The sequence below is a fragment of the Pseudonocardia sp. DSM 110487 genome (assembly GCF_019468565.1).
Taxonomy (GTDB): domain Bacteria; phylum Actinomycetota; class Actinomycetes; order Mycobacteriales; family Pseudonocardiaceae; genus Pseudonocardia.
Window position 1 is genome coordinate 8,618,454 of record NZ_CP080521.1, and the last position, 25,722, is coordinate 8,644,175.

The 25,722-nt window shown below is 73.2% G+C and carries 31 protein-coding genes and 1 riboswitch; of the genes, 17 read left to right on the top strand and 14 right to left on the bottom strand.

Features of this window, described 5'->3' with window-relative positions; translation table 11 throughout:
- Positions 1-30: 30 nt before the first annotated feature.
- Positions 31-978, bottom strand: coding sequence for an electron transfer flavoprotein subunit alpha/FixB family protein (locus K1T35_RS40300; protein ID WP_220256938.1), 948 nt, complete (start codon positions 976-978; stop codon positions 31-33).
- A gap of 19 nt (positions 979-997) precedes the next feature.
- The gene (locus K1T35_RS40305; RefSeq protein WP_220256939.1) at positions 998-1,780 is read right to left on the bottom strand and encodes an electron transfer flavoprotein subunit beta/FixA family protein; all 783 of its coding nucleotides are present in this window, start codon (positions 1,778-1,780) and stop codon (positions 998-1,000) included.
- A 220-nt stretch (positions 1,781-2,000) separates the two neighbouring features.
- On the opposite strand from K1T35_RS40305, the gene K1T35_RS40310 reads away from it, so the two are divergent.
- Both K1T35_RS40310 and K1T35_RS40315 read left to right on the top strand, forming a co-directional pair.
- Positions 2,001-2,141: a hypothetical protein gene (locus tag K1T35_RS40310; RefSeq protein ID WP_220256940.1), complete on the top strand. Its 141-nt coding sequence runs from the start codon at positions 2,001-2,003 to the stop codon at positions 2,139-2,141.
- 234 nt (positions 2,142-2,375) lie between these two features.
- Entirely contained in the window at positions 2,376-2,681 is a 306-nt protein-coding gene (locus K1T35_RS40315) for a hypothetical protein (RefSeq protein ID WP_220256941.1), read from the top strand.
- Positions 2,682-2,715: 34 nt separating this feature from the next.
- On the opposite strand, the gene K1T35_RS40320 is transcribed toward K1T35_RS40315, so the two are convergent.
- Positions 2,716-3,354: a cyclopropane-fatty-acyl-phospholipid synthase family protein gene (locus tag K1T35_RS40320; protein ID WP_220256942.1), complete on the bottom strand. Its 639-nt coding sequence runs from the start codon at positions 3,352-3,354 to the stop codon at positions 2,716-2,718.
- Between the two features lie 77 nt (positions 3,355-3,431).
- Here K1T35_RS40320 and K1T35_RS40325 point away from each other — a divergent pair, with 77 nt between their 5' ends.
- The 4 genes from K1T35_RS40325 (at position 3,432) to K1T35_RS40340 (ending at position 7,461) form a co-directional block, all read left to right on the top strand.
- The gene (locus K1T35_RS40325; protein WP_220256943.1) at positions 3,432-3,767 is read left to right on the top strand and encodes a YnfA family protein; all 336 of its coding nucleotides are present in this window, start codon (positions 3,432-3,434) and stop codon (positions 3,765-3,767) included.
- Between the two features lie 12 nt (positions 3,768-3,779).
- A complete protein-coding gene (locus K1T35_RS40330; RefSeq protein WP_220256944.1) occupies positions 3,780-4,532 on the top strand; it encodes a bifunctional 2-polyprenyl-6-hydroxyphenol methylase/3-demethylubiquinol 3-O-methyltransferase UbiG in 753 nt (250 codons plus the stop codon).
- Positions 4,533-4,542: 10 nt separating this feature from the next.
- Positions 4,543-6,039: a 1,4-alpha-glucan branching protein domain-containing protein gene (locus tag K1T35_RS40335; RefSeq protein ID WP_220256945.1), complete on the top strand. Its 1,497-nt coding sequence runs from the start codon at positions 4,543-4,545 to the stop codon at positions 6,037-6,039.
- A gap of 162 nt (positions 6,040-6,201) precedes the next feature.
- On the top strand, positions 6,202-7,461 hold the full coding sequence (locus K1T35_RS40340) for a glycosyltransferase family 4 protein (protein ID WP_220256946.1): 1,260 nt from the start codon (positions 6,202-6,204) through the stop codon (positions 7,459-7,461).
- Position 7,462: 1 nt separating this feature from the next.
- On the opposite strand, the gene K1T35_RS40345 is transcribed toward K1T35_RS40340, so the two are convergent.
- Positions 7,463-7,621: a hypothetical protein gene (locus K1T35_RS40345; protein ID WP_220256947.1), complete on the bottom strand. Its 159-nt coding sequence runs from the start codon at positions 7,619-7,621 to the stop codon at positions 7,463-7,465.
- A gap of 98 nt (positions 7,622-7,719) precedes the next feature.
- Entirely contained in the window at positions 7,720-8,478 is a 759-nt protein-coding gene (locus K1T35_RS40350) for an acyltransferase (protein ID WP_220256948.1), read from the bottom strand.
- A 67-nt stretch (positions 8,479-8,545) separates the two neighbouring features.
- Here K1T35_RS40350 and K1T35_RS40355 point away from each other — a divergent pair, with 67 nt between their 5' ends.
- Complete coding sequence (locus K1T35_RS40355; RefSeq protein WP_220256949.1) at positions 8,546-9,382, top strand: ribokinase; 837 nt, start codon at positions 8,546-8,548, stop codon at positions 9,380-9,382.
- Positions 9,383-9,387: 5 nt separating this feature from the next.
- The gene (locus K1T35_RS40360) at positions 9,388-10,317 is read left to right on the top strand and encodes a nucleoside hydrolase (protein ID WP_220256950.1); all 930 of its coding nucleotides are present in this window, start codon (positions 9,388-9,390) and stop codon (positions 10,315-10,317) included.
- Positions 10,318-10,373: 56 nt separating this feature from the next.
- On the opposite strand, the gene K1T35_RS40365 is transcribed toward K1T35_RS40360, so the two are convergent.
- The 4 genes from K1T35_RS40365 to K1T35_RS40380 form a co-directional block, all read right to left on the bottom strand.
- Positions 10,374-10,994 (bottom strand): response regulator transcription factor, encoded by a 621-nt coding sequence (locus tag K1T35_RS40365; protein ID WP_220256951.1) that lies wholly within the window; start codon positions 10,992-10,994, stop codon positions 10,374-10,376.
- Positions 10,995-11,110: 116 nt separating this feature from the next.
- Entirely contained in the window at positions 11,111-11,743 is a 633-nt protein-coding gene (locus K1T35_RS40370) for a response regulator transcription factor (RefSeq protein WP_220263155.1), read from the bottom strand.
- A 17-nt stretch (positions 11,744-11,760) separates the two neighbouring features.
- Complete coding sequence (macS, locus tag K1T35_RS40375) at positions 11,761-12,903, bottom strand: MacS family sensor histidine kinase (RefSeq protein ID WP_255621243.1); 1,143 nt, start codon at positions 12,901-12,903, stop codon at positions 11,761-11,763.
- Positions 12,904-12,974: 71 nt separating this feature from the next.
- Positions 12,975-13,934: a class I SAM-dependent methyltransferase gene (locus K1T35_RS40380; RefSeq protein WP_220256953.1), complete on the bottom strand. Its 960-nt coding sequence runs from the start codon at positions 13,932-13,934 to the stop codon at positions 12,975-12,977.
- Between the two features lie 35 nt (positions 13,935-13,969).
- On the opposite strand from K1T35_RS40380, the gene K1T35_RS40385 reads away from it, so the two are divergent.
- Positions 13,970-14,311: a hypothetical protein gene (locus K1T35_RS40385; protein WP_220256954.1), complete on the top strand. Its 342-nt coding sequence runs from the start codon at positions 13,970-13,972 to the stop codon at positions 14,309-14,311.
- Positions 14,312-14,382: 71 nt separating this feature from the next.
- On the opposite strand, the gene K1T35_RS40390 is transcribed toward K1T35_RS40385, so the two are convergent.
- The 4 genes from K1T35_RS40390 to K1T35_RS40405 all read right to left on the bottom strand — a co-directional run bounded on the left by K1T35_RS40390 (position 14,383) and on the right by K1T35_RS40405 (position 17,181).
- Positions 14,383-15,162, bottom strand: a complete 780-nt coding sequence (locus K1T35_RS40390; protein ID WP_220256955.1) for an enoyl-CoA hydratase/isomerase family protein — start codon at positions 15,160-15,162, stop codon at positions 14,383-14,385.
- A complete protein-coding gene (locus K1T35_RS40395) occupies positions 15,159-15,842 on the bottom strand; it encodes an alpha/beta fold hydrolase (RefSeq protein ID WP_220256956.1) in 684 nt (227 codons plus the stop codon). Before K1T35_RS40395 ends, K1T35_RS40390 begins: the two co-directional genes overlap by 4 nt.
- Entirely contained in the window at positions 15,839-16,603 is a 765-nt protein-coding gene (locus K1T35_RS40400) for an alpha/beta fold hydrolase (protein ID WP_255621244.1), read from the bottom strand. The genes K1T35_RS40395 and K1T35_RS40400 overlap by 4 nt, the downstream gene beginning before the upstream one ends.
- 74 nt (positions 16,604-16,677) lie before the next feature.
- Positions 16,678-17,181 carry a pyridoxamine 5'-phosphate oxidase family protein gene (locus tag K1T35_RS40405; RefSeq protein WP_220256957.1) on the bottom strand — a complete coding sequence of 168 codons (504 nt, stop codon included), beginning with the start codon at positions 17,179-17,181 and terminating at the stop codon, positions 16,678-16,680.
- Positions 17,182-17,237: 56 nt separating this feature from the next.
- Between K1T35_RS40405 and K1T35_RS40410 the strand changes: the two genes are divergently transcribed.
- Positions 17,238-17,882: a helix-turn-helix domain-containing protein gene (locus K1T35_RS40410; protein ID WP_255621246.1), complete on the top strand. Its 645-nt coding sequence runs from the start codon at positions 17,238-17,240 to the stop codon at positions 17,880-17,882.
- 9 nt (positions 17,883-17,891) lie between these two features.
- On the opposite strand, the gene K1T35_RS40415 is transcribed toward K1T35_RS40410, so the two are convergent.
- Complete coding sequence (locus K1T35_RS40415; protein ID WP_220256958.1) at positions 17,892-18,656, bottom strand: ABC transporter ATP-binding protein; 765 nt, start codon at positions 18,654-18,656, stop codon at positions 17,892-17,894.
- A 101-nt stretch (positions 18,657-18,757) separates the two neighbouring features.
- Between K1T35_RS40415 and glgX the strand changes: the two genes are divergently transcribed.
- The 7 genes from glgX to K1T35_RS40450 all read left to right on the top strand — a co-directional run bounded on the left by glgX (position 18,758) and on the right by K1T35_RS40450 (position 25,714).
- Complete coding sequence (gene glgX / locus K1T35_RS40420; protein ID WP_220256959.1) at positions 18,758-20,761, top strand: glycogen debranching protein GlgX; 2,004 nt, start codon at positions 18,758-18,760, stop codon at positions 20,759-20,761.
- 6 nt (positions 20,762-20,767) lie between these two features.
- Positions 20,768-22,018 carry an APC family permease gene (locus K1T35_RS40425; protein ID WP_220256960.1) on the top strand — a complete coding sequence of 417 codons (1,251 nt, stop codon included), beginning with the start codon at positions 20,768-20,770 and terminating at the stop codon, positions 22,016-22,018.
- Between the two features lie 92 nt (positions 22,019-22,110).
- Positions 22,111-22,806 (top strand): arsenate reductase ArsC, encoded by a 696-nt coding sequence (locus K1T35_RS40430; protein ID WP_220256961.1) that lies wholly within the window; start codon positions 22,111-22,113, stop codon positions 22,804-22,806.
- Positions 22,807-23,288: 482 nt separating this feature from the next.
- A riboswitch (Fluoride riboswitch) is annotated at positions 23,289-23,351 on the top strand.
- 8 nt (positions 23,352-23,359) lie between these two features.
- Positions 23,360-23,821, top strand: coding sequence for a CrcB family protein (locus K1T35_RS40435; protein WP_255621247.1), 462 nt, complete (start codon positions 23,360-23,362; stop codon positions 23,819-23,821).
- Entirely contained in the window at positions 23,818-24,195 is a 378-nt protein-coding gene (gene crcB / locus K1T35_RS40440) for a fluoride efflux transporter CrcB (protein ID WP_220256962.1), read from the top strand. Before K1T35_RS40435 ends, crcB begins: the two co-directional genes overlap by 4 nt.
- Before the next feature lie 51 nt (positions 24,196-24,246).
- Complete coding sequence (locus K1T35_RS40445) at positions 24,247-24,711, top strand: universal stress protein (RefSeq protein WP_220256963.1); 465 nt, start codon at positions 24,247-24,249, stop codon at positions 24,709-24,711.
- A 13-nt stretch (positions 24,712-24,724) separates the two neighbouring features.
- Positions 24,725-25,714 carry a sigma-70 family RNA polymerase sigma factor gene (locus tag K1T35_RS40450; RefSeq protein WP_220256964.1) on the top strand — a complete coding sequence of 330 codons (990 nt, stop codon included), beginning with the start codon at positions 24,725-24,727 and terminating at the stop codon, positions 25,712-25,714.
- Positions 25,715-25,722 lie beyond the last annotated feature (8 nt).

Sequence of the window (25,722 nt, forward strand, 5' to 3'; positions counted from 1 at the left end):
CTCCGCCCGGGGCACGTGGGTCGGGCTGCCTCAGCCCTTGCGCTTGGCGATCTCCTCACGCAGCTGGGGTGCGACCTTGAACAGGTCGCCCACCACACCGAAGTCGGCGATTTCGAAGATCGGGGCCTCCGGGTCCTTGTTGACCGCGATGATCGTCTTCGAGGTCTGCATCCCCGCCCGGTGCTGGATCGCACCGGAGATGCCGAGCGCGATGTACAGCTGCGGCGAGACCGTCTTGCCGGTCTGGCCGACCTGGAACTGGTGCGGGTAGTAGCCCGAGTCCACCGCCGCCCGCGACGCGCCGACCGCAGCGCCGAGGGAGTCGGCCAGGGCCTCGACCACCGCGAAGTCCTCCGCCGACCCGACACCGCGGCCACCGGAGACCACCACCGACGCCTCGGTCAGCTCCGGCCGGTCGCCACCTGTGATCGGCTCCCGGCTCACGACGGTGGCCGAACGCCCGGTCGCCGCCGGCACCTCGACCGTCTCCTCGGCGCCCGCGCCGGGCGCGGGCTCGGCCTCCACCGAACCCGGCCGCAGCGTGATCACCGGGTGTGCGCCGTTCGCCTTCGCCTCTGCGGTGTAGGCGCCACCGAACACCGAGTGCGTCGCACCCTCGGGCGTGACCACCACGACGTCGCCGAGCAGCCCGGAGTTCGTGCGCACCGCCACCCGGCCCGCGATCTCCTTGCCGTCGGCCGAGACCCCGATCAGCACCGCAGCCGGGTCCTTGGACTCCACCAGCGACGAGAGCACCGCCACCTCGGGCGAGAGGAACTCGCTCGAGTCGGTCTCCGCGACGTAGATCTTCGCCGCCCCGTACTCCTTCAGCCCGTCGGCCAGCTTGCCCGCCGTGCCGGCCGGGCCGACCACCACCGCCGACGGCTCACCCAGCGCCCGGGCCGCGGTCAGCAGCTCGAACGTGCTCTTCTTGATCTCACCCTCGAGGTGGTCGACGAGGACCAGTACCTCAGCCATGACTGTCCGTCTCCCTCTCTCAGATGAGCTTCTGGCCGACCAGGTACCCGGCGATCTTCTGCCCGCCGTCGCCCTCGTCGGTGACCTTCTCGCCCGCGCTCTTCGGCGGCTTGGGCTGCGACGAGGTCACGGCCGTCAGCGCGTTGGCCAGCCCGACCTCCGATGGGTCGATCCCGGCGTCGGCCAGGCCGAGCGTGGTGACCGGCTTCTTCTTCGCAGCCATGATCCCCTTGAACGACGGGTACCGCGGCTCGTTGATCTTCTCCCCGACGGACACCACGGCCGGGAGCTCCGCGGTCAGGGTGGTGATCCCGTCGTCGGTCTCGCGCTTCACGGTGACGGTCGAGCCCTCCACGGTGACCTCACGGGCGTGGGTCAGCGCGGGCACGCCCAGGATGTCGGCCAGCATCGCCGGCACCGCGGCGGCCCGCCCGTCCGACGCCTCGTTACCCGCCACGACCAGGTCGACGCCTTCGACCGTGCCGATCGCCTTGGCAAGAGCCTTGGCGGTCTGCACGGCGTCCGACCCCGCCAGCGCCTCGTCCGACAGGTGCACGGCCTTGTCCGCGCCCATCGACAGGGCCTTGCGGATCGCGTCCGTCGCCCGGTCCGGCCCCATGGTCAACACCGTGACCTCGGAACCGTCGTGAGCCTCCTTCAGCTGCAGCGCCGCCTCGACCGCCCGCTCGTTGATCTCATCCAGCACCGCGTCGGTGGCGTCGCGGTCCAAGGTGCCATCCGAGCGCAGCTTCCGCTCCGAATACGTGTCGGGCACCTGCTTGACCAGCACGACGATGTTCATCGGACCTCTTCGACCTCCTGCCGGTGCGGACGTGCCGCGATGGGCCTGTCGGACGCTCGGCGTCCGGCGCCGTCAAACATGCCATCCCGGTTCGGAATCGGCGCGCCGGACGCCCGGTTCGGGCAATTGTTACCAGCGGGTAGCTGCGCGGCAAACGTCCCGCGGGTGAGACTGCTCACCCGTAGCGCGTAGCAGGCGTGACGGCGGGTAACACGGACTGATGGCACTTCTGCACCGAATCCGCGCATTCCTCGCGAGCCCACAGGGCAAGCGCCTCACCGATCAAGGCAGGCGCATGGCCGCCGACCCGCGCAACCGCGAGCGCGCCCGCGGCTTCCTCTCTCGCCTGCGCGGACGCTGATCCGTCCGGGGAAGGCGGGAACGCCGACGGGCGAACCTGGCGCAGCGGGTACACGCACGGGCCGATCCGCGGGTACTGTCCGGCAACCCGACCCGCGGAGCCGCCCATGTCCGTACCGGCCCGACAGGGACGAACCCGCCTCTCCACCACCCAGCACGTGTCCGGTGGCAGTGTGGTGGGCGTGGTCGATCCCCCCGTTCTCGCACTACTCCGACCCGTCCCGGGACGGGTCGGATGATCGTCACAGGCTACGACGACCGCCAGGGCTGCGGCTACGTCCTGCGCACCGGCGCCGACGCGACGGACGGCGTCCCGATCGGCGAGGAGGTCAGCCACGGCGGCATCGCCGTGCGGGCCACCCCTGAACTCGCCGCGCTGCTGCGGGACGCGCTGCGGTCCCGACCCACCGCATTGCTGAGCTGGCAGGGACCGCGGGTGCCGCTCACGCTGGAGGACGCCACGCTCCTCGCATGGCTCATGCACGACGTCGGCGGCGTCCTGTCCGTCCGCGGCGCGCCCCGGCACCCGCCTGCCGGCTGAGCCGAGACCTGCGGCACGGAGCGCAGCGGAGCGATCAGACTCTGCGGACGCGCAGGACGTTGTCCGTACGGTGGCCCGGCCGGCCGTCCGGGTCGGGGAAGTCGCGCTCGACGACCTCTTCGAGCTCCACCCTCCAGCGTCCCGGCTCCAGGTCCAGCGACTCGAGCACCTCGGCGTTCGTCGGGAAGTGGTGCTCGAAGGGCGGGGTCTCCTGCCACGAGGGCCAGCCCCCGTGCCCGACGACGAGCAGGACGCCGCCCGGGGCCACCGCGGCCGCTGCCCGCGCCAGGATCGTCTCGCGCTCGCCGTCCACCGCGACCGGCGAGTGGAGGAACTGCGCCGACACGAGGTCGAAGGAGCCGTCCGGGAACGAGCGGGACAGGTCGTGCCGCTCCCACCGGATCCGCTCCTCGACACCGGCCTCGCGCGCATGGTCCGCGCCCCGGCGCAGCGCCGTGGCGGAGACGTCCACGGCCGTGACCTGCCAGCCATGGCCTGCGAGCCAGATCGCGTCCCCGCCCTCCCCGCAGCCGAGGTCGAGGGCGGTGCCCGGCGGCAGCCCGTCGACCTCCCGCACGAGGAGCGCGTTCGGCCGCCCGCTCCAGACCCGGCCCTCGGCGCCGTAGCGCTCCTCCCAGTACTGCTCCGCGCTCTCCGCGGTGTCCTGATTCATGGGCCCACCGTGCCTGCGCGCAACGCCGACCGGCAATATCGTTTGCCGTTCCGGCAACAGCCTTATCGTGTGCATCCGTGACCGTTGCGCGCTCCGTCGTCCTGTTCGTGCTCGCGGCGATCGCCGAGATCGGCGGTGCGTGGCTGGTCTGGCAGGGGGTGCGGGAACACCGCGGCCTGCTCTGGATCGGGGCGGGGGTGCTCGCGCTCGGCGCGTACGGGTTCGTCGCGACCCTGCAGCCGGACCCGCACTTCGGCCGGATCCTCGCCGCCTACGGGGGCGTCTTCGTGGCCGGTTCGCTGCTGTGGGGTGTCGTGCTCGACGGGTTCCGGCCCGACCGCTACGACATCATCGGCGCGGTGATCTGCCTGGTCGGAGTCGGCGTCATCATGTACGCCCCGCGCCCGGCCTGAGACGGTGTGCACGTGACGACAACCGATTCGGCCCTTCCGCTGACCGGCGAGCGCACGGTGCCGGGCATCCCGGAGGAGAACTACTGGTTCCGCCGGCACGAAGCCGTCTACATCGCGCTGCGTGATCTGGTCGCGGGGGCGTCGGTGCTGGAAGCCGGCTGCGGCGAGGGGTACGGCGCCGGGATGCTCGCGGAGGTCGCCACCGGCGTCCTCGCGCTGGACCTCGACGCGGCGACGGCGGCACACGTCGCGCGGCGCTACCCGGGAGCCGGGGTCGCGCGGGCCAACCTCGTCGCGCTGCCGGTGCGCGACGGCGGCGTGGATGCCGTGGTGTCGCTGCAGGTGATCGAGCACCTGTGGGAGCAGGAGCGGTTCCTGCGGGAGTGCCTCCGGGTGCTGCGCCCCGGCGGCGCGCTGGTGGTGTCCACGCCCAACCGCCTCACGTTCTCCCCTGGCCGCGACACCCCGCTCAACCCGTTCCACACCCGGGAGCTGTCCGCCGCCGAGCTCGCCTGCCTCGTCCGGGACGCGGGCTTCGCCGACGTCGAGGTCGAGGGCCTGCACCACGGGCCGCGGCTGCGCGAGCTCGACGCCCGGCACGGCGGCTCGCTCGTCGACGCCCAGGTGGCCGTCGCGCTCGCGGGCGGGTCGTGGCCGGCCGCGCTGCGGCGCGACGTCGGGTCCGTGACCGCCGGGGACTTCGTGCTGCAGCCCGGCGACGTCGACGCGAGCCTTGATCTCGTGGCGTTCGCGACCCGCCCGTAGCGTTCACCCGATGAGGGAGCCCGTCGGGACGTTCTGCCTCGTGCTGCACAGCCACCTGCCGTGGCTCGCGCACCACGGGCGCTGGCCCGTCGGGGAGGAGTGGCTCTACCAGTCGTGGGCGCACGCCTACCTGCCGGTCCTGGACGTGGTGCGGCGGCTGGCCGCGGAGGGCAGGCGGGAGCTGCTCACGCTCGGCGTCACGCCGGTGCTGGCCGCCCAGCTCGACGCCCCGCACTGCCTGCGCGGCGTGCACGACTGGCTCGGCGGCTGGCTGCTGCGCGCGCACGGCGCCGCGTCGCGGCTGCCCGATCTCTCCGCGCGGGAGCACCGGGCGGCGACGGCTGCGCTGGAGGTGTTCGAGCGCGACTGGCGCCACGGCGCGTCCCCACTGCTGCGATCGCTCGCCGAAGCGGATGCGCTGGAGCCGCTCGGCGGCCCCGCGACGCACGCGTTCGGCCCGCTGCTGCAGCCCGAGGTCCGTGCGTTCGCGCTGGAGGCCGGGCTCACCGACTCGACCGTCCGGCTCGGCGCGCGACCGGCCGGGATCTGGGCACCCGAGTGCGGCTACGCGCCCGGGATGGAGCGCGGGTACGCGGCGGCGGGGGTGCGGCGCTTCCTCGTCGACGGACCGGCGTTGCGCGGCGACACCGCGCTCGGCCGGCCCGTCGCCGACTCGGACGTGCTGGCGTTCGGCCGCGACCTGGAGGTGACCTACCGGGTGTGGTCGCCGCGGTCCGGCTACCCCGGCGGGCGCGACTACCGCGACTTCCACACCTACGATCACCCGTCGGGCCTCAAGCCGTCGCGGGTGACGGGGCGGCAGGTGCCGCCGGAGGCCAAGCGGCCCTACGACCCGGCGCGCGCCGCCGCGGCCGTCGCCCGGGATGCCGCCGATTTCGTCCGGGTGGTCCGCGAGCGGCTCGTCGCCCTGCGCGAGCGCATGGGGCGGCCGGCACTCACGGTGGCGGCGTTCGACACCGAGCTGTTCGGGCACTGGTGGCACGAGGGCCCGGCCTGGCTGGAGGCGGTGTTGCGCACACTGCCCGACGCGGGCGTGCGGGTCACGACGCTGCGCGGGGCCGCGGCCGCCGGGCTGGTGGGTGCGCCGGTGGAGCTGCCGCCGTCGTCGTGGGGGTCGGGCAAGGACTGGCGCGTGTGGTCGGGCCCGCAGGTCGCCGACCTGGTGGAGCAGCAGGAGCGGGTGCAGAAGGCGCTGCTTGGCGCGGTGGCGCCCGGGCTCGCCCGCGACCCGGTCCGCGACGCGCTGGCCACGGAGGCCCTGCTCGCGCTCTCGAGCGACTGGGCGTTCATGGTCAGCAAGGACTCGGCGGCAGGCTACGCCCGCGAGCGCGCGGCGGTGCACGCCGCACGCGTCGAGGAGCTCGCCGGCCTGCTGGGGGCGGGCCGCCACCGAGCAGCCGAGCGCCGGATCGCGAGCTGGAGCGGCGACGACGCGGTTTTCGGCCACCTCGACGCCCGCGGCCTGCTCCCCGCTCCCCGCCCCTGAGCAGCACCCCGACTCGCGTACACGCAGAGCGCGACTCGCGTACACGCAGAGCGCGACTCGTGGACGGGAACACGCCCCAACTCCGCGAGTCGCGGTCTGGTGCGCGCGAATCGCGGTCTGGGTGCGCGCCTCTGTGCCGCTACCCACCGGTAGGTTCCCCCAATGCGAGTGCTGATGATCTCGTGGGAGTACCCGCCGGTCGTGGTCGGTGGCCTCGGGCGGCACGTGCACGCCCTCGCCACCGAGCTGGTCACCGCCGGGCACGAGGTCGTCGTGCTCTCCCGCCAGCCCGCGGGGAGCGACGCAACGACTCACCAGACCGACGACGAGGTGCTGGACGGCGTGCGGGTGCTGCGCGTCGCCGAGGACCCGCTGCACCTGGAGTTCGACCGCGACCTGGTGGCCTGGACGCTCGCGATGGGGCACGCGATGCTGCGTGCCGCCCTGACCCGGCTGATCGCGTCATGGCGTCCGGACGTGGTGCACGCCCACGACTGGCTCGTGGCGCACCCGGCCATCGCGCTGGCCGACGTGCTCGAGGTCCCGCTCGTCGCAACGATCCACGCCACCGAGGCAGGCCGTTACTCCGGCTGGCTCTCGTCGCCGCTGTCCCGGCAGGTGCACTCCGCCGAGTGGTGGCTCGCGCAGCGCGCCGACAGCTTGATCACCTGCTCCGCCGCGATGCGCGCAGAGGTGGCCGAGCTGTTCGACGTCGATCCCGATCCGATCGTGGTGCTGCACAACGGCATCGCGCCGCGACGCTGGCGGGCGAACGCGGCGCGGGTGCGCGCAGTACGGGAGTGCTACGCCCCCGGCGATGCGCCGGTGCTGCTGTACTTCGGCCGGCTGGAGTTCGAGAAGGGCGTGCACGACCTGATCGCGGCGCTGCCCCGGATCCGCCGTGCCCACCGGGGCACCCGGCTGCTGGTTGCGGGCACCGGCACCGCGCACGACCAGCTCGTGGCCGCCGTGGAGACGCACCGGGTGCGCCGCAGCGTCACGTTCACGGGCCACCTGCCCGACGCCGACCTCGCCGCCCTGCTCCGTGCGGTCGATGCCGTGGTGCTCCCGAGCCGCTACGAGCCGTTCGGGATCGTCGCGCTGGAGGCTGCCGCGGCGGGCGCGCCGCTCGTGGCATCGACAGCGGGCGGGCTCGGCGAGGTGGTGGTCGACGGGGAGACCGGGGTGTCGTTCGCGCCAGGGGACGTGGCGGGGCTGGCCACTGCCGTGGGCGCGGTGCTCGCGAATCCGGCCGCGGCTGCTCGGAGGGCCCGCGCCGCACGAAAGCGTTTGGGGAGCACGTTCGAATGGAGCCGGATCGCCGCCGACACCGCATCGGTGTACGCGGCGGCGACCCGCAGCGGCGCGGCCGAGCTCGGCCGTCCGAAGATCCCTACGGGGAACGTGTTCGGGCGGGAGTAGCTCAGGCGGCGTCGCTGCGCAGCACGTCGAGCGCTGCGTCGGGGTACTCGCTGGCGAGCTGCTCCACGAGATCGTCGCGGTTCTCGCCGACCGCCGCATTCACCGCGAAGGTGTACTCCTCCTCGAGTGCCTGCAGACGGCGGACGGTGGCGTCCTTCATGGTCGGAACGCTTCCTCTCGGAACGGGTTGTGATTCCACCGTGACCAACGGAGGAAACCCCGGCTTCGTTCCCAGAAGAGATCTCAGCATGCCGGAGGTCACATCGATTCAGACTCCATGAGCCTCGCCTCGACGGCCGCGGCGGACTTCCGCGCGATGTCGGCGAGCGCGGCGCGCCGCTGCGACGCGGCCTCGTAGTCGGCCTTCCGGTCGCGCACCACGCGGGCGGGCGCCCCTACCGCGATCGAGTATTCCGGCACGTCGCCCCGTACGACGGCATGCGCGCCGAGCACGCAACCGGAGCCGACGCGGGAGCCGCGCAGCACCGTCGACTTGACCCCGAGCCAGCAGTCCGGCCCGATCCGCACCGGCGTCTTGACGATGCCCTGGTCCTTGATCGGGAGGTGGACGTCCTCCGTGCGGTGGTCGAAGTCGGTGACGTACACCCAGTCGGCGACGATCGTGGCGGCGCCGATCTCTACGTCGAGGTAGCAGTTGATCGTGTTCTCCCGCCCGAGCACGACCTTGTCGCCGATGCGCAGCGAACCCTCGTGGCACCGGATCGCGTTGCCGTCCCCGATGTGCACCCACCGGCCGATCTCCAGCCGCCCGTAGCCGGGACGCGCGTGCAGCTCCACGCGCCTGCCGAGGAAGACCATGCCGCGTAGCACCACGTGCGGGTTGGCGATGCGGAACCGCAGCAGTCGCCAGTAGCGCACCAGGTACCAGGGTGTGTAGGCGCGGTGGCGCAGCATCCAGCGCAGGGACGCGAGCGTGAGGAAGCGGGCCTGCCGCGGATCGCGCCGACCCGCGCGGCTCCACCTGTGACGCATCGGCGCGCCCCACATGCTCGTCATGGGGGGACCTTATGACGTGGGTCGGAGCGGCTTGCGTCAGCGGCACTGATCGGCGAACGTCTTCGCCGTGTCCCGGATCGCCGTGATCGGCAGCGTCAACCTCGACCTCGTCGCCAGGGTGCCACGCCTGCCCGAACCCGGCGAGACGCTCGCCGCGAGCGGGCTGCGGCGCGTGCCCGGTGGGAAGGGCGCCAACCAGGCGCTGGCCGCGCGGCGCCTCGGCGCCGACGTCACGATGGTGGCCGCGGTGGGCGCCGACGCGGCCGCCGACGAGGCGCTCGCCCTGCTCGCCGCGGACGGGGTGCGGCTCGACCGCCTGCGCCGCGAACCGGACGAGCCCACCGGGCATGCGCTGATCACGGTGGACGACGCCGGTGAGACCACGATCGTCGTGATCGCGGGCGCCAACGCCACGCTGTCCGTGACCCCCGATGACGTACGCGACGCCGACGCCGTGCTCACCGTCCTCGAGATCCCCGACGCCACCGTGACGGACACGGTGCGGCTCGCCACGGGCATGGTCGTGCTCAACGCGGCGCCCGCACGCCCGCTGGACCCCGAGCTGATCCGCCGCGTCGACCTCATGGTGGTCAACTCCGCGGAGTACGCCGCGATCGACGGGCTCGACGCCGCCGGCGCCGTCGCCGTGACGTACGGCGGCAAGGGCGCGGTGCTGCGGCGCGGGGGGCGCGAGGTGGCCCGCGCCGAGCCGCCGCCCGTCACCGTGGTGGACGGCACAGCCGCGGGCGACACGTTCACCGCAGCCCTCACCGTCGCGCTGCTCGACGGCGCATCCGACGAGGAGGCGCTGCGCAGGGCCTGCGCCGCGGGGGCGCTGGCCGTCACGAAGGCGGGCGCGCAGCCGTCGCTGCCCACCGCGGCCGAACTGGAGGCCGTCCTGTGAGCGGGGTGAGCACCCCCATCGTGATCGACACCGATCCCGGTGTCGACGACGCCGTGGCGATCATGCTCGCGCTCGCGTCGCCCGAGGTGGAGCTGAAGGCGATCACCACCGTCTTCGGCAACGTCGCGCTGGACGCCACCACGGCGAACGCGGGGCGCCTCCTCGCGCTCTGCGATCGTGCCGACATCCCGATCGGGGTGGGCGCCGCGCGGCCGCTCGTCCACCCGCAGCGGGAGCGAGCGGCGCAATGGCACGGCAACGACGGGCTCGGCGGGCGCGCGGCCGCGCTGCCCTCTCCGGCGACACCGGACGCACGCACCGCGATCGAGCTGCTCACCGACGTGCTGCGGGCCTCGGACCGGCCGGTGACGCTCGTACCGGTTGGGCCGCTGACGAACATCGCGCTCCTGCTCGCCGTCCAGCCGGAGCTGGCTCCGAGGATCGAGCGGATCGTGTGGATGGGCGGCTCGTTGGGAGCCGGCAACACCACAGGCGTGGCCGAGTTCAACGCGTACAGCGACCCGGAGGCCGCGCACCGGGTGCTGACCCAGGGCGAGGTGCCGGTCACGATGGTGCCGCTGGACCTCACGCTGCGCTGCCCCGCCGGCCCGGAGTGGATCGAGGCGCTCGCCGGCGCCGGGCCCCGGTGTGCCGCGCTCGCCGAAGTCATCACGCACTACCGGGCGGCTTTCCGCACCCAGTACGGCATCGACGCGGTGGCCGTCCACGACGCTGTGGCCGTGCTGGAGGCCGTGCTGCCGGGCACGCTGCGGACGACCCCGAAGCCGGTCGCGGTTGCCTGCGACCTCGGCCCGGCCCGGGGCGCGACCGTCGGGATGCCCGAGGGCTCCGGCCCTCCGGTGCGGGTGGCGCTGGACGCCGACACCGACAAGGTGCTCACGGAGATCCTGGAGCGCCTGCGCCGCCTCGGCTGACTCCGTCAGGGTCGTGAGTGGATACGCGCGCCATAGCTCGCGTATCCACTCACGAGTCAAGCGAGGCCGTGTTCGATCGCATAGCGGACCAGGGCCGCCCTGCTGTGCAGGTGCAGCTTGCGCAGCACGTTCTGCACGTGGTTCTCGACCGTGCGCGGGGAGAGCACGAGGCGGGTGGCGATCTGGCGCGCGGTGAGCCCGTCCACCACGAGCCGCACCACGTCGGACTCCCGCTCGGTGAGCTGGCGCTCCCGTTCGGCGGCGGGCCGGCCGAACTCCTCGAGCAGGACGTCGGCGAGGCCGGGGCTGAACACCACCTCGCCCGCGGCGGTGCGGCGGACCGCGCCCGCGAGCTCGGTGGGCGCGACCGGCCCCGCGAGGTGGCTGGTGGCGCCCGCGCGCACGGCGGCGAGCGCGACGGCGTGGTCGGACTCGGCGGAGAGCGTGAGCAGCGGCACCTGCGGCACCGCGGCGGCGAGCTCTGCGACGGTGCTGAGCGTGGCGGGGCCACCGTCGAGCTCGATGACGATGACCTGCGGGCGGCGCTCCGCGACGAGCGGCAGCGCACCGGACGGATCGGTGCCAGCCACGACGACCCCGCCGCGCTCCAGCACCGCCGCGACGTCCGGGACGGCGCGCGTCGTGGTGACGAGCACGGCGGAAGCCTGAGCGTTCATCCGGCCGACGCCGCCCACCGCCGCACGATCATGTCCGGATCCTCCCAAAGTGGGACGCTCCGCGGAGCCGGTTCCGATGTGATCACCCGTACGGCGCACACGGTCACCGGCAGTGCTCACTCCTCGACGAGGCCCCTCTCGATCGCGTACCGGGCCAGCTGCACGCGGTTGTGCAGCTGGAGTTTGCGCAGCGTGCTCTGCACGTGGGTCTCGACGGTGCGGTGCGAGACACCGAGCCGTTCACCGATCTGCCGCGCCGTGAGACCCTTTGCGACCAGGCGTAACACGTCGGTCTCGCGCTCCGTGAGCGCGGGGACCGCGGGATCGGACCGCTCCGTGCCCGCGAGCCTGCGGTACTCCCCCAGCACCAGGCCTGCGAGGCCGGGTGTGAACACCGGGAATCCGTCCGCGGTGCGCTGCACGGCGGCGAGGAGCTCCTCGGCGCTTGCGGACTTCACGAGGTAGCCGGCCGCACCCGCCTTGACCGCCTCGAGGACGTCGGTGTGCTCACCGCTCGCCGAGAGCACGAGGATCCGGGTGTCGGGCAGGGAGTCGAGGATCCCCTCGATCGCCTGCACCCCGGACTTCTCGCCGAGGTTGAGGTCCATCAGCACGACGCGCGGCCGCACCGCTCTGGCGATCCGGACGGCGGCGTCCGCGTCCGGGGCGGTGGCCACCACGTCGAGGCCGCGCTCGGCGAGGTCGCGGGCAACGCCCTCCCGCCAGATCGGGTGGTCGTCGACCACCATCACCGTGATCCCGTCCGTCACGCCCCGTCCTTCCGCGCCATCTCGACGATCCACTCCGTGCCACCCGGCCCGGTGTCGCAGGTGATGGTGCCACCCAGGTCCTGCACCCGACCCCGCATCGAACGGGCCACCCCGAGCCGGCCCTCCGCCTCCGCGGCGGCGAGCCGGCCTTCGGGGATGCCATGCCCCTCGTCCCGGACGCTGATCTCCACGCCGGTCCCGACGTCCTCCAGCAGCACCCATGCCGGCGCGTCCGGGCCGACGTGCAGCGCGACGTTCGCCAGCGCCGCGCCCACGACGGCCACCAGCTCGTCGACGGTGTGGGCCGGCAGCTCGACGGGGTGTGCCGGCGTCGACACCGTGACGCGGGAGGACGCGAGCACGCGCAGCGCGGCCGCGAGGTCGCGCCGTCCGCGCTCGTCGACGGGCGCCGTCCCGGTGGTGAGCAGCGTGCGCAGCGCGACCTCCTGCTCCCCGGCCAGCGCGCCGAGCTCGCCCGCCGATCCGCCGAGCTCCGCGCCGCGCCGCCGCACGTACCCGAGCACCTGCAGCACCCCGTCGTGCACGGCGCGGGCCAGCCGCTCGCGCTCGGCCATCGCGGCCTCCGAGGCGACGGCGAGGCGCACGCGCTCGGCGGAGCGGCGCAGCACGGTGGAGGCGAACCCGATGGTCAACCCGGCGAGCGCGAGCAGCTGAATGTCCGGCAACTCGGCCTCGAGGCGCGCCTGGAACCCCACGAGCGCGGCGCACACGACCGCCGCGCCTGCGATGCCACCCGGGACTCCGTAGGCGATCGCGCAGGCCAGCACCGCGCCGGACGTCCATATCGAGCCCATCACGGGCGCGTCGGCCGCGAGCTGCGCCGGGGTCTGGACGAGCGGGGTGGCGGCCATGACCGCGAACGTCACGAGGACGTCGACGCCGGCCACCCACCCGCGGCGGTCCGGGTCCGCCGGGCGGCGCAGGTATGCGTACCCCGAGCCGGCGGTCCACCCGATCATCGCGACGAGCACGCCGACGGCACCAGCTGGGGAGGCGAAGTCGGCCAGCGACAGGAGCACGCCTGCCGCGACACTCACCAGGGTGAGCACCCGGTAGACGACCATCCCCCGCCACAGGGGCTCGAGCGGGTGCTCGACGTCGGCTCGGGGGAAGGTCACCGGGTCAGTGTCCCGGGGCCTGTCGGGCCCGCCATCCGCAGGACTACGCAGTCTTGATCGCGCAGTCTCGGTTACGCAGGCTTCGTCCCGCTGACCAGCGCGTTGTAGAACCAGCCGCGCGGCACGACCCGCGCGAGTACGTTGGCGTCCAGCCAGGACAGCCGCTGCCATGACGTGTAGGCGAACATCGCCCACCCCCACCCGAGCTTCCCCGGCGGCACCGCGGCCTCGAACGTGCGCACCGGCCAGCCGAGCATCGCCGCGGTGAACTCCTCGGTGACCACCCGTGCGTCCGGTGCACCCGCCCGGCGCGCGGTGGCCTCCAGCTCGGCCGGGTCGAACACGTGGATGTCGACCATCGCCTCCAGCGCCGCGGCCCGGGACGACTCGTCGAGCTCCTCCTGCGGCCGCCGCCAACCCCGCAGCGGCTGCAGCCGGGTGATCGTCGTGACGGCCTTCCAGGTCAGCGAGCCGAGGCGCCGGGCGTACCGGTCGCCGATCCGCGTCGGCTCGCCCGCGAACACGAACCGCCCGCCCGGCTTGAGGACGCGCAGCACCTCCCGCAGCGCCAGCTCCACGTCCGGGATGTGGTGCAGCACGGCGTGCCCGACCACGAGGTCGAAGGTCTCGTCGTCGTACGGGATGCGCTCGGCGTCGGCCACCCGGCCGTCGACGTCGAGTCCGAGGTGCTCCGCGTTGCGCAGGGCAGCCTGCACCATGCCCGGCGAGAGGTCGGTGACGGAGCCACGCGTGGCCACGCCCGCCTGCATGAGGTTGAGCAGGAAGAAACCGGTGCCGCAGCCCAGCTCCAGCGCCCGCTCGTACGGCCGGCCTGCCTCACCCGCCGCGTAGCGGAAGCGGTCGGCTGCGTAGGTGATGCAGCGCTCGTCGTAGGAGATCGACCACTTCTCGTCGTAGGTGCCGGCCTCCCAGTCGTGGTAGAGCACGTTGGCCAGCTTCCGGTCGTGCTGCGCCGCCGCCACCTGCTCGGCGGTGGCGTGCGGGTTCGGTGCCGGGTCTGACGTACTCATGGGTAGGGACATTAGTGCCCCTATGATCAGTGGTGATGAGCGAGCGTGTGACGCCTCCCGCCGGGGCATGGGGCGCGAGCGACCAGTCGCTGACGCCGCGTGCGGGGCACGGCATCGTCATCGTGGTGTCGATCGCGCTCGCGGCCGCGCTGGTGGCGAGCAGCCAGGCCGCGGGCGGCGCCGGTCTGATCCCGCTGCTCATGCTGCTGCTCAGCTGCGCCGCGCTCATCGTCCCGGTCGCCGTGATGGCCATGACATGGGCGCACGCCGGTCCCCGGGTGCGCGGGCTGTTCGCAGCGGCCGGTCTCGCCTGCCTCGTGGTACTCGGGTTCGCCGTGGCCGGCATCGTCGTGGCCGCGCCCACCGTCCTGTCCTGAGCGGGCGTCCGGGCCCGGGCGAGCGGCTCCCCCGCGTACCGAGGGATCGTGCCGCTCGCCCACACGGGGTGCTACCGCCCGACGAACTTCGCCTTCCCCGGCCCGTTCTCGACGAACGACTCCATGCCGATCCGCCGGTCCTCGGTGGCGAACAGCGCCGCGAACAGGTCTGCCTCGATGTCGAGTCCGGTGCGCAGGTCGACGTCCAATCCGCCGTCGATCGCCCTCTTGGCCGCCGCGAGCGCCACAGCGGGCCCGTCCACGAACTGCTCGGCCCACCGCCTGGCCGCCGCGTAGACGTCGTCGGCGGGGACGACCTCGTCCACCAGCCCGATCTCGAGCGCCTCATCGGCCTTGACCATCCGGCCGGTGAAGATCAGGTCCTTGGTGCGCGACGGGCCGATGAGGCGCGACATCCGCTGCGTGCCACCGCCGCCGGGGATGATGCCGAGCAGGATCTCCGGCTGGCCGAGCTTGGCGTTGTCGCCGCAGACGCGGCGGTCGCAGCCCAGCGCCACCTCCATGCCGCCGCCGAGCGCGTAACCCGTGATTGCCGCGACCGTGGGCTTGGGGACCTCGGAGAGCGCCCCGAAGCAGGCCGAGAGCCTGCGCGCGACGGGAGCCATGTCCGAGTAGGACAGGCCTGCCATCTCCTTGATGTCGGCCCCGGCGGCGAAGACCTTCTCGCCCCCGTACACGACGACGGCGCGCACGTCGTCCCGCCGGGTTGCCTCCTCAGCGGCGGCCTTGAGCTCCTCCTGCACCTGCCGGTTGAACGCGTTCATCGGCGGCCGGTCCAGGCGGATCGTGCCGACGCCGCCGTCGACGTCGAGCTTCACGAATTCGGTCACGGCCGTGACATTAGGGCCTCTGCCAGTTCCACGGGGCGGCTGAGCGCGACGCAGTGCCCGCCAGGCAGCTCCTCGACCTCCACGCCGGGCAGCCGCTCGGCCACCACGCGGCGCTGGAACTCCAGCGGGAAGAACCGGTCGTCACAGCCCTGCAGGAACCGGGTGGGTACGTCCGGCCATGCCGCGAGCGGCCACGGCTTCTCGAACGGCGTGCCGGACTGCTCCGGCTCACCGACCGCCATCGCCTCGGCCACGATCTCCGGCGGGACGTCGTGGAGGAAGTCGACGAGCGGGTCGAACCCCTCCGCGCTCCGGCCCTGCCGCTCGGCGTACGCAGCGCGGGCCGCGGCCTGGCCGGTTGCCCCCCACCACTCGCCGGCGGACTCGCCCGGCTTCGGGACCATCGCGTTGAGCAGCACGATCCCGTCGACCGGCATCCGTTGAGCCACGAGCGACACGGTGAAACTGCCCAGCGACTGCCCGACGAGGACGAGCCCCTCGCGGCGGTCGCCGATCGCGTGGACGACCGCTTCGGCGTACTCGTCGAACCCGGCGTCGTCGTTGCCGGCCGGGAGGTCGACCGCGATCGCTTCGTGGCCCCGCGCCCGCAGCTCGGGGACAAGGCGGTGCCAGTACCACGCCTGCCCGCCGGCACCGGGCACCAGCACGAATGTGGTCATGACATCCCCTCTCCGACACTCGGCGTCGCCGGATGCGACGCCCCTGTGAAGAAACCCACCAGTAGCTCCGCCACGGCTTCCGGCTCGGCCACGTGCGACTGCCCTGCGAGCACGTGGCGCCGGGCGCGCGGCACGTGGGCGACGATCGCGTCAGCGGCGTCGTCGAAGAAGCCGGGCCGCAGCCCGGCCATGTGCGGGTCGTCGAGCCCGCCCGTGATGACGAGCGTCGGCTGGGCGATCCCGGTGATCCGGTCGGGCGGGCCGTCCGCACCGAGGCACGCCGCGTCGTAGGCGAGCGTGTGGGCGATCTCCTCGAGACCCGGCCAGAAGGGGGTGGCGCGCGCCGCGGCGATCTCCCCCTCACCTACTCCTGCCAACCGCATGAACAGCTCGACCGCCGCACCGCGGCGGCCCGCGGCGACCAGCGGCGTGAGCGCCTCGACGTAGTCGCGCCACCGCTGCGTCGCGTCGGCGCCCACCGGGTAGGGCACCTCGTACACCGCCAGCGTGTCGACCGCGCTGCCGGCAACGGCCGCCTCCAGCGCGAGGGCGCCGCCGGACGAGACGCCGTACAGGTGCGCCCGCCCGCCGACCTCACCGATGATCGCGTCGAGGTCCTCGATCTCGCGCCGGACGTCGTAGGGCGGGGTGTCGCTGCTGGCGCCCCTGCCGCGCCGCGCGTAGTTGCAGACGGTGAAGTGCCGGGCGAGCAGCGGGACGAGCGGAGCGTTCTCCGAGCCGTCGTCCAACCCGCCGCCCACCAGGACGATAGGCGGGCCGCTCCCCGCGAGCTCGTACGCGATCCGCGTACCGTCCCTCGACGTCGCGCGCCCGATCACGCTTGCCCCCGCTGCGCGAACTCGTCGGCCGACCCGCCGCCGGGGAATCGGGTGGTGAAGTCGAGCACACCCACCCACGTCGGGCGCACCGCGATGCGGGCCATGCGGACGCCGGGCTGGTCCACCTCCGCCACCGCGGCCCGGCCGGCCTCCTCGCCCTGGTAGCGCATCTGGGCCAGCACGTACTCCGGCACGATCCCGTCGACGTCGGTGACCTCGGCGCGGCCGCGCAGCAGCAGCACCTCCGGCGGCGCGGCAGCGGTGTCGATCGTGATCGCCACATCGGGACGGGCGCGCAGTGCGGCGATCTTGCGAGCACCGGCGAACGTCGCGAAGACGATCTCCTCGCCGGTCCAGTGGAAGAGCATCGGGAACACGCGCGGGGTGCCGTCGGCCGCCGTGTAGGCGAGCCGGGCGAGTTCGCGGGAGGCCAGCAGCCGCTGCGCGGTCCCGCTCGCGATCAGGTCCGGGTGCCCCTGCGGAAGTGCCGTCGTCCCCATGGTCCTAATTTAGGAGCTATTACCCCTTAAGCACAAGTGCTTGCTACAGTTTCTTCATGCGGCAGTACGACGATCCCTGCGGGGTGGCCCGCGCACTGGACGTGGTGGGCGAGCGGTGGACGCTGCTCGTCGTCCGGGAGCTGCTGTTCGGGCCGAAGCGCTTCTCCGACCTGGTCAGGGGCCTTCCGGGGATGAGCCAGAACGTGCTGTCACAGCGGCTGCGCGAGCTGGCGAGCGTCGGGCTCGTGGAGCGGCGGCGGCTGGGGCCGCCGGTGAGCGGGCAGGTCTACGAGCTCACCGAGCACGGGGCGGCGCTGCGTCCCGTGGTGATCGAGCTCGCGCGGTGGGGCAGCCGGATCCCCACGGTGTCCCGCGCCGACCTGTCCGTCGACGCGCTGGCCCTCGCGCTGCTCACCACGTTCCAGCCGGACGGGGCCGAGGACGTCCGGATCACGCTGGCGCTGGGCGACGACCGGTTCGCCGCCGAGATCACCGGCGGGCGCCTCGAGATCGTCCGCGGGGAGACCCGGCACCCGGACGCGGAGATCCGCACCGACGCGGCCGTACTGCGGTCGGTGGTGTTCGGCGGCCGCCCGCTGGCCGAGGCGGTCTCCGCAGGCGAGGCCGAGGTGCGAGGCGACGCGGAGAAGGCGACGGACTTCGTGTCCCGCTTCCCCCGGCCGGCGCCGGTCGGTTCCTGAACGTCCCCGCTACCGCAGCCAGGCCGAGTAGCGGCCCCTTCGCTTCTGCACCGAGAGCGGCAGGTTGAAGGTCGTGCTCAGGTTCTCGTCGGTCAGCACGTCGTCCAGCAGGCCCGCGGCCACCACCGCGCCCTCGCGCAGCAGCAGCGCGTGGCTGTAGCCCACCGGGATCTCCTCGACGTGGTGGGTGACCAGCACCGACGCCGGGGCGTCCGGGTCGGCGGCGAGCGCGGTGAGGCGCCCGACGAGGTCCTCGCGTCCGCCGAGATCGAGGCCTGCCGCCGGCTCGTCGAAGAGGATCAGCTCCGGGTCGGTCATGAGGGCGCGGGCGATCAGGGTGCGCTTGCGTTCCCCCTCGGACAGGGTGCCGTACTCGCGGTCGGCGAACCCGTGCATGCCCATCGCGGCGAGCAGGCTGTCGGCGCGGTCGGTGTCGGCCCTGTCGTACCGCTCCCGCCAGCGGCCGAGCACGCCCCACCCCGCGCTGACGACGACGTCGCGCACCTTCTCGTCGTTCGGCACCCGCAGGCCGAACGCGGCGGACGTGAGGCCGATCCGCGTACGCAGCTCGAACACGTTCACCCGGCCGAGCTGCTCGCCGAGCACGTGCACCGTGCCGGTCGTCGGGTGCAGCTCAGCCGCGGCGATGCGCAGCAGGGTGGTCTTCCCGGCGCCGTTGGGGCCGAGGACCACCCAGCGCTCGTCGAGCTCGACGGTCCAGTCGATGTCGCGCAGGAGGGTGGCCCTCCCGCGGCGGACGGTGACCCCCGACATCCGGACGACGGTGTCCGCAAGATCACCCGCGGTGGGCCCCGTGGTTTGCAGGGACTCATAACTTGATCCGGGCGCAGCCACGGGGCATATCCTCGCCGATCGTGCCGGTCTTCCCGCTGGGTGCCCATGCAGACGACGGAGGCGTGCGCTTCGCCGTGGCCTCCACCAGCGCGGATGCCGTCGAGGTATGCCTCGTCGACGGCGTCGACGGCGCCCTGTCCGAGAAACGGGTGGCGCTCACGGAGCGCACCTTCGGCGTGTGGCACGGGTACGTCGAAGGGGTGAGGCCGGAGCAGCGCTACGGCTACCGCGTGCACGGCCCGTACCGGCCGTGGGACGGCGTACGGGCCAACCCGGCGAAGATCCTCGTCGACCCCTACGCGCGCCGGATCACAGGCGGTGTCACCGACCTGCGCGCGGCCAGGGGCTGGGTGGACGATCCGCTGACCGGCCCGGCCAGCGAGATCGACTCGCTGGGCCACGTGCCGCTGTCGGTGGTCAGCGCGCCCGACGGTGCGCCCGCGGGCCAGAGCCCCGACGTGCCCTGGTCGGAGACGGTGATCGCCGAGCTGCACGTGCGCGGCTACACCAAGCTGCACCCCGAGGTGCCGCCAGAGCACCGCGGCACGTACCTGGGGCTGGCCCATCCGGCCGTGATCCAGCACCTGTGCCTGCTCGGCGTCACGGCCGTCGAGCTGCTGCCGGTTGCGGCGATCGCGGACGAACCGCCGCTGCTGGAGCGCGGGCGCTCGAACTACTGGGGCTACGCGACGCTGGGCTTCCTCGCCCCGAACCCGCGATACGCGAGCAGGCCGGGCGCCGAGATCGAGGAGTTCCGGGCGATGGTGGCGGCGCTGCACGCCGCGGGCATCGAGGTGATCCTCGACATCGTGCCGAACCACACCGCGGAAGGCGGGATCGGCGGCACCACGCTTGCCTACCGCGGGCTGGACGCCCCCTCGTACTACGCGCTGCGCAGCGACGGTCACGACGCCGACGTCACCGGCACCGGCAACACCCTCGACGCCGGCTCACCCACCGTCATCCGGCTGGTCTGCGACGCGATGCGGTACTGGGTCACGGTGCTCGGCGTCGACGGCTTCCGCATCGACCTGGCCAGCGTGCTCGGCAGGCCCCGCTCCGGCCCATTCGACCCGCACGCTCCGCTGCTCACTGCGATCGCCATCGATCCCGTCCTCTCCACCGTCAAGCTCATCGCCGAGCCGTGGGACGCCACCGGCGAGGGCTACCAGGTGGGCGGGTTCGGCGTGGCATGGTCGGAGTGGAACGGGCGCTACCGCGACGCCGTGCGCGACTTCTGGCGGGGCCACGGCAGCATCGGCGAGGTCGCGTCCCGGCTCACCGGGAGCTCCGACCTGTACCGGATCTCCGGCAGGCGCCCGTGGGCGTCGATCAACTTCGTCACCGCGCACGACGGCTTCACCCTGCGCGACCTGCTCTCGTACGAGCGCAAGCACAACGAGCGCAACGGGGAGGAGAACCGCGACGGCACCGACGACAACCGCTCGCAGAACTTCGGCGAGGAGGGCGAGACCGCCTCCCCGGTGCGCGCCGCCCGCAGGCTCGCAACGGCACGGGCGATGCTGGGCACGCTGCTGCTGTCCACCGGCACTCCGATGCTGCTGGCAGGCGACGAGCTGTGGCGCACGCAGCGGGGCAACAACAACGCGTACTGCCTGGACGACGAAACGTCATGGGTGGACTGGTCGCGGCGGGACGGGGCGCTCGCGGCGTTCACCGCACGGGTCGCGGCGCTGCGGCGCGACTCCCCCGCACTGCACCGCGACCAGTTCTACCGCGACGGCGAGGTGCTCTGGTGGCACCCGTCGGGCCGGCGGCTCGGCGGGCACGACTGGCACGAAGGTGGCCTGCACACCCTCGGGCTCCTACGCGGCGAGTGGCTGCTGCTCCTGCACGCGGGCACGGAGGCGGTGGCCGCCACACTGCCCCCGGAGGGCCCGTACACGCCGGAGCTGGACAGCACCCGCGCCGACGGCATCCCGGCCTCCCGCCGTCCGCTTCCCGCCGAGACCACCATCACGCTCCCGCCCCGCTCCCTGCTCCTGCTGAGGACTGCATCATGAGTGATCATGAGTGATCAGCAAGGGCTCGCCCGGCGGCTGGGGACGACCGACGCCATGGTGATCGGGCTGGGCTCGATGATCGGTGCAGGGGTGTTCTCGGCGTTCGCCCCCGCCGCCACTGCCGCAGGGGCCGGGCTGCTCGTCGGCCTGGCGATCGCCGCCGTCGTCGCGTACTGCAACGCGACCGCGTCGGCGCAGCTCGCGGCCCAGTACCCGACCTCGGGCGGCACCTACGTCTACGGCCGCGAGCGGCTCGGGGACTGGTGGGGGTTCCTGGCCGGGTGGGGGTTCGTGGTCGGGAAGACGGCCAGCTGCGCGGCGATGGCGCTGACGTTCGCGGCCTACGCCGTGCCGCCCGCATGGCAGCGGCCGGTCGCGGTGGCAGCGGTAGTCGGACTGGCGGCGGTGAACTACCGCGGGGTGACCCGCACGGCCCGCCTCACCCGGGTCATCGTCGTGGTCGTACTGCTCGCGCTGGCCGTCGTCGTCGTCGCGGCCCTCCTCGGCGGGCAGGCCGATCCGGTGCGCCTGACGGCGGGCCTGGCCGGCGGTCTCGACCCGTACGGGGTGCTGCAGTCCGCGGGCCTGCTCTTCTTCGCCTTCGCCGGCTACGCCCGGATCGCCACCATGGGCGAGGAGGTCCGGGAGCCGGCGCGGACCATCCCGCGCGCGATCGTCGGTGCCCTCGCCATCGCGGTCGCGGTGTACGCCGTCGTCGCGGTCGCGGCGATGCTCGCGCTCGGCCCGGACCGGCTCGCGGCGTCGCGGGCACCACTGGCCGACGCGGCCACCGCCGGCGGCTGGGACTGGGTCGTGCCCGTCGTGGCGGTGGGTGGCGCGGCCGCGGCGCTGGGCGCGCTGCTGGCGCTGATCGCCGGGATCGGGCGCACCACGCTCGCGATGGCCCGGCAGTCCGACCTGCCCCGCTGGCTCGCCGCCGTGCACCCGCGCTACCAGGTGCCGCACCGCGCGGAGATCGCGCTCGCCGTGGTCGTGTGCGTGCTCGTGCTCACCCTCGACCTGCGCGGCGCGATCGGCTTCTCCTCGTTCGGGGTGCTCCTCTACTACCTCGTGGCCAACCTCGCGGCCTTCACACAGCCCGCCGAGCGGCGCCGGTTCCCCCGCTGGCTGCAGGTCCTCGGCGCGGCGGGCTGCGTGCTGCTCGTGGCCACCCTGCCATGGCAGGCGGTCGTCGCAGGGCTCGCGGTGTTCGCCGTCGGGGCCGGCTACCGCGCCGTCCGGTTGGCGGCCGGGTGAACAGTTCCTGAACGACCCGGCGGAGCCGTGCACCCGCTCGTACCGTGATCCGGGATCGCGTTGCCTGCCCCGTCGACGCCGCCGGAGAAGACATGGCCCGCAACATCGAAGAGTTCGAGCTGCTGAACACGCAGTCGCAGCTGCGCAGAGCGGCGATGCACGCCTTCGACTACTACGAGGGCACGATCCCCCTCGCCGAGTGCCAGTCCGTCGTCGAGGAGTCCTACGAGCTCCTCTGGCGCACCGCGGTGATCAAGCACCACCTGGTCGCGCTCGCCGATCGCTGGTCGATCGAGCGCCTGCGCCGGATCGGGATCCTGGGCCACGGGCTCCAGCGCACGGCGCCCGAGGTCCTGTTCGTCGACGCGGACGACTCCGGCCTCGGCGCCGCCGCCGCCGCGCTGCTCTCCGGGTACGCACGCGGGCGCGTCCTCGGCGGATCGGCCGGGCTCCGGCCCGCCGCCGCCCTCGACCCGGCGATCAGCGAGGCGGCCGCCGCCCGCGACCTCGACCTGTCCGACGCCTTCCCGAAGGCCGTCACCGCCGAGGCCGTGCACACCGCCGACGTGCTCGTAGTGCTCGGTGACATCCCGACGCCGCCGCTCGAGGCGGCCGTACCTCGCACCGAGCGCTGGGAACTGCCCCGCTTCGACGGCAGACCGGCCGACGTCGCCCGCGCCGCGCTGGACGACCTCGACATCCGGGTGCTGGCGCTGCTCTCCGAGGTTCTGGCCACGGCACGCGAGGTCCGGCGCATCGACACCGCATCGAGCCTCGACAGCCGCTAGCGCGGTGGCCACATTCGTTCGCCGGGTCTGGTCGGGCGGGGTGCAGAGCCGCAGTGGTTGTGGGGCCTCCGGTGGCGCCGCGCAGTGTGCGGGGTCGCCCCTCACGATTCAAGGGCGCTCCGCGTCGCTGCGCGATCGCTTCGCGACCCTTGATTCGCGAGCCTCTGCGACCCCTCTGGGCAGAAGCACGGGCAGGCCACAGGCCTGCCCAGATGGGCGCGCGGCGCCACCGGAGGCGGTCCGACGGGCATGATCAATGCTTCGGCGCGGAAACGGCCAAAAACCACCCGGGAACGCGCCGAACTACTGATCAAGCCGCCGTCCCGGGGACAATGCGGCGATCAAGGCGAAATGGTCGCTAGATGATCTCTAGGAGCGACCATCAGCCCTTGATCAGCGCGCTGACCTGCCGGTATCAGGTGCAGATGGTCGTTGGCGCGACCATGGGCAACCGGAACCGCGGATCGAGCGGGCGCCGTAGACTCTGCGCCGGCGATGGAGCTCGCCCTGAACCGCCCTCCCGGGCCGATGGCTCCTACCGAGGGAGGTGTCCGTGTCGGATGTACGCACCGCTGCCCCGGCCGGCGGCCTGCTCCGGCGCAAGGGGCTGGACGTGCTCGCCGTGATCGCCGCGGGCGGCGTGCTCGGGGCCGAGGCGCGCTACGGCGTCGGGGCCCTGATCCCGCACACCCCCGACGCATGGCCGTGGTCGACGCTGCTGGTCAACCTCTCCGGTTGCGTGCTGATCGGCGTGCTCATGGTCGTGATCATCGAGTTGATGTACGGGCACCGGCTGCTGCGCCCGTTCCTCGGCGTCGGGGTGCTGGGCGGGTACACCACGTTCTCCACGGCCACCGTCGAGGTGCTCTCGCTGATGACCGCGGGCCGCCCGGGCGCAGCGTTCGGCTACGTCATCGCAACGCCGGTGCTTTCCGTGCTCGGCTGCGGGATCGGAGTCGTCGCCGCCCGCTTGCTCGCCGGCCGGTCGCCCCGCCGCCCCGAGGTGGCCCGGTGAACGCCACGACCGCGCTGTGGGTGGGCATCGGCGCGGCGGTCGGCGCGCCGATGCGCTACCTCGTGGACCAAGCCGTCAAGAGCCGCAACCGCTACCGCTTCCCGTGGGGCACGTTCACCGTCAACGTGATCGGCTCGTTCGTGCTCGGCGCGCTCACCGGCGCGGCCACTGTGCTGCCTGCGGCGGTGTCGGCAGCCGTCGGCACCGGCTTCTGCGGGGCGCTGACCACCTACAGCACGTTCAGCTACGAGACGTTCTCGCTGCTGGAGGACAACGGCCGCGCCACGGGATCGGCGTACCTCGTCGGCAGCGTCGTCACCGGCCTGCTGGTGGCGGCGGTCGGCTGGTGGGCGACCTTCACCATGGTCACCTGACCGCAGGTGGGCGACACTGGTGGTCCACCAGGAACCACCCGGGAGGACGCCGTGAGCACTCCCTCCGACGCCGGCCGGCCCGCCGAACCCACCCTCGTCGTCGGCCACGGCCAAGATCCCTCCAGCGACCACGCCCTGACGGCCGCGGTCGACCTCGGGCGAAGGCTGGGCGGGCGCCTGCACGTCGTGCACGTCATCGACCTGAACGACTACCCGGTCAACATCGACGCGCCCGACTGGGAGCAACGCGGCGCCGAGGCGGTGGCCGCCGAGCAGCGGCACGTCGAGCACCTGCTCGCCGACGCGCCGGTGCCGTGGACCTACGAGGCACGCCACGGCGATCCGGCCAAGGTCCTCTGCACAGCTGCCGACGAGCACGACGCACTGCTGATCGTCGTCGGGTCCCGCGGCGAGGGGCTGCGTCGCGCGCTCGGTCGCCTGATGGACCCGTCGATCTCGCACGGGGTCATCCAGCGCCAGCACCGGCCGGTGCTGGTCGTTCCCACGCACGACTGAGAAACGGCTTCACATGACGGCTCCTGGGCCGGTGCGGTCGGACGAGTTCGAGGGCTCGACGGCGGCGTACCGAACCGAACTGCTCGCCCATTGCTACCGCATGCTGGGTTCGATCCATGACGCCGAGGACGCCGTTCAGGACACGTACCTGCGCGCGTGGCGGTTCTACGAGGGGTTCGACGGCAGGGCGCCGATCCGGTCCTGGCTGTACCGCATCGCCACCAATGTGTGTCTCACGGCGCTCGATCGCCGCGGGCGACGCCCGCTCCCGTCCGATCTGCACGCCGCGCACCAGGACGCCGTCGGGCCGGTCGCCGAGGCTCGCCAGGACGTGCCGTGGTTGGAGCCGGCCCCCGACGCGGCGTTCACCGGCGCCGACCCGGCCGGTGTCGTCGTGGCCCGGGAGAACGTCAGGCTTGCGTTCATCGCGGCGCTCCAGCACCTTCCGGCCCGGCAACGATCCGTGCTCCTGCTGCGCGATGTGCTGGCGATGACATCGAACGAGGTCGCCACGACGATCGGCACCACCACCGACGCCGTCAACGGCATGTTGAAGCGGGCCAGGAAGCAGCTCGCCGCAGAAGACCTCGCGCGCGACGACGTCGCCGAGCCCGACGAGCCCGCCGAGCGCGCGCTGGTGGGGCGCTTCGTCGCGGCGTTCGAGAGCTCCGACGTCGCCGGGCTGGTCGAACTGCTCAGCGACGACGCGATCTTCGAGATGCCGCCGCTCCCGAGGTGGTTCGCGGGCGTCGCCACCATCCGGCAGTTCGTCGACACCCACGTCCTCCACCCGGGCAACAGCTGGCGCGTGGTCCCGACGCGGGCGAACGGGCAGCCGGCCGTGGCCACCTACCTGCGGGACGACGGCACCAGTCCGCATCGGGGGCACGGGATCACCGTTCTCACCGTCCACGGCATGCGGATCAGCCGCATGGTCTCGTTCCTCGACCCCGGCCTGCTCGGTGTCTTCGGCCTGCCGCCGACCTACCCGGATCGGGCGTGACCAGTTTC

Bases quoted from the DNA above. Each gene is read 5' to 3' on its own strand.
- K1T35_RS40300 (WP_220256938.1), bottom strand. From the start codon at position 978: ATGGCTGAGGTACTGGTCCTCGTCGACCACCTCGAGGGTGAGATCAAG.
- K1T35_RS40305 (WP_220256939.1), bottom strand. From the start codon at position 1,780: ATGAACATCGTCGTGCTGGTCAAGCAGGTGCCCGACACGTATTCGGAG.
- K1T35_RS40310 (WP_220256940.1), top strand. From the start codon at position 2,001: ATGGCACTTCTGCACCGAATCCGCGCATTCCTCGCGAGCCCACAGGGC.
- K1T35_RS40315 (WP_220256941.1), top strand. From the start codon at position 2,376: ATGATCGTCACAGGCTACGACGACCGCCAGGGCTGCGGCTACGTCCTG.
- K1T35_RS40320 (WP_220256942.1), bottom strand. From the start codon at position 3,354: ATGAATCAGGACACCGCGGAGAGCGCGGAGCAGTACTGGGAGGAGCGC.
- K1T35_RS40335 (WP_220256945.1), top strand. From the start codon at position 4,543: ATGAGGGAGCCCGTCGGGACGTTCTGCCTCGTGCTGCACAGCCACCTG.
- K1T35_RS40340 (WP_220256946.1), top strand. From the start codon at position 6,202: ATGCGAGTGCTGATGATCTCGTGGGAGTACCCGCCGGTCGTGGTCGGT.
- K1T35_RS40345 (WP_220256947.1), bottom strand. From the start codon at position 7,621: ATGAAGGACGCCACCGTCCGCCGTCTGCAGGCACTCGAGGAGGAGTAC.
- K1T35_RS40350 (WP_220256948.1), bottom strand. From the start codon at position 8,478: ATGACGAGCATGTGGGGCGCGCCGATGCGTCACAGGTGGAGCCGCGCG.
- K1T35_RS40365 (WP_220256951.1), bottom strand. From the start codon at position 10,994: ATGAACGCTCAGGCTTCCGCCGTGCTCGTCACCACGACGCGCGCCGTC.
- K1T35_RS40370 (WP_220263155.1), bottom strand. From the start codon at position 11,743: ATGGTGGTCGACGACCACCCGATCTGGCGGGAGGGCGTTGCCCGCGAC.
- K1T35_RS40380 (WP_220256953.1), bottom strand. From the start codon at position 13,934: ATGAGTACGTCAGACCCGGCACCGAACCCGCACGCCACCGCCGAGCAG.
- K1T35_RS40385 (WP_220256954.1), top strand. From the start codon at position 13,970: ATGAGCGAGCGTGTGACGCCTCCCGCCGGGGCATGGGGCGCGAGCGAC.
- K1T35_RS40395 (WP_220256956.1), bottom strand. From the start codon at position 15,842: ATGACCACATTCGTGCTGGTGCCCGGTGCCGGCGGGCAGGCGTGGTAC.
- K1T35_RS40405 (WP_220256957.1), bottom strand. From the start codon at position 17,181: ATGGGGACGACGGCACTTCCGCAGGGGCACCCGGACCTGATCGCGAGC.
- K1T35_RS40410 (WP_255621246.1), top strand. From the start codon at position 17,238: ATGCGGCAGTACGACGATCCCTGCGGGGTGGCCCGCGCACTGGACGTG.
- K1T35_RS40415 (WP_220256958.1), bottom strand. From the start codon at position 18,656: ATGTCGGGGGTCACCGTCCGCCGCGGGAGGGCCACCCTCCTGCGCGAC.
- K1T35_RS40425 (WP_220256960.1), top strand. From the start codon at position 20,768: ATGAGTGATCAGCAAGGGCTCGCCCGGCGGCTGGGGACGACCGACGCC.
- K1T35_RS40430 (WP_220256961.1), top strand. From the start codon at position 22,111: ATGGCCCGCAACATCGAAGAGTTCGAGCTGCTGAACACGCAGTCGCAG.
- K1T35_RS40450 (WP_220256964.1), top strand. From the start codon at position 24,725: ATGACGGCTCCTGGGCCGGTGCGGTCGGACGAGTTCGAGGGCTCGACG.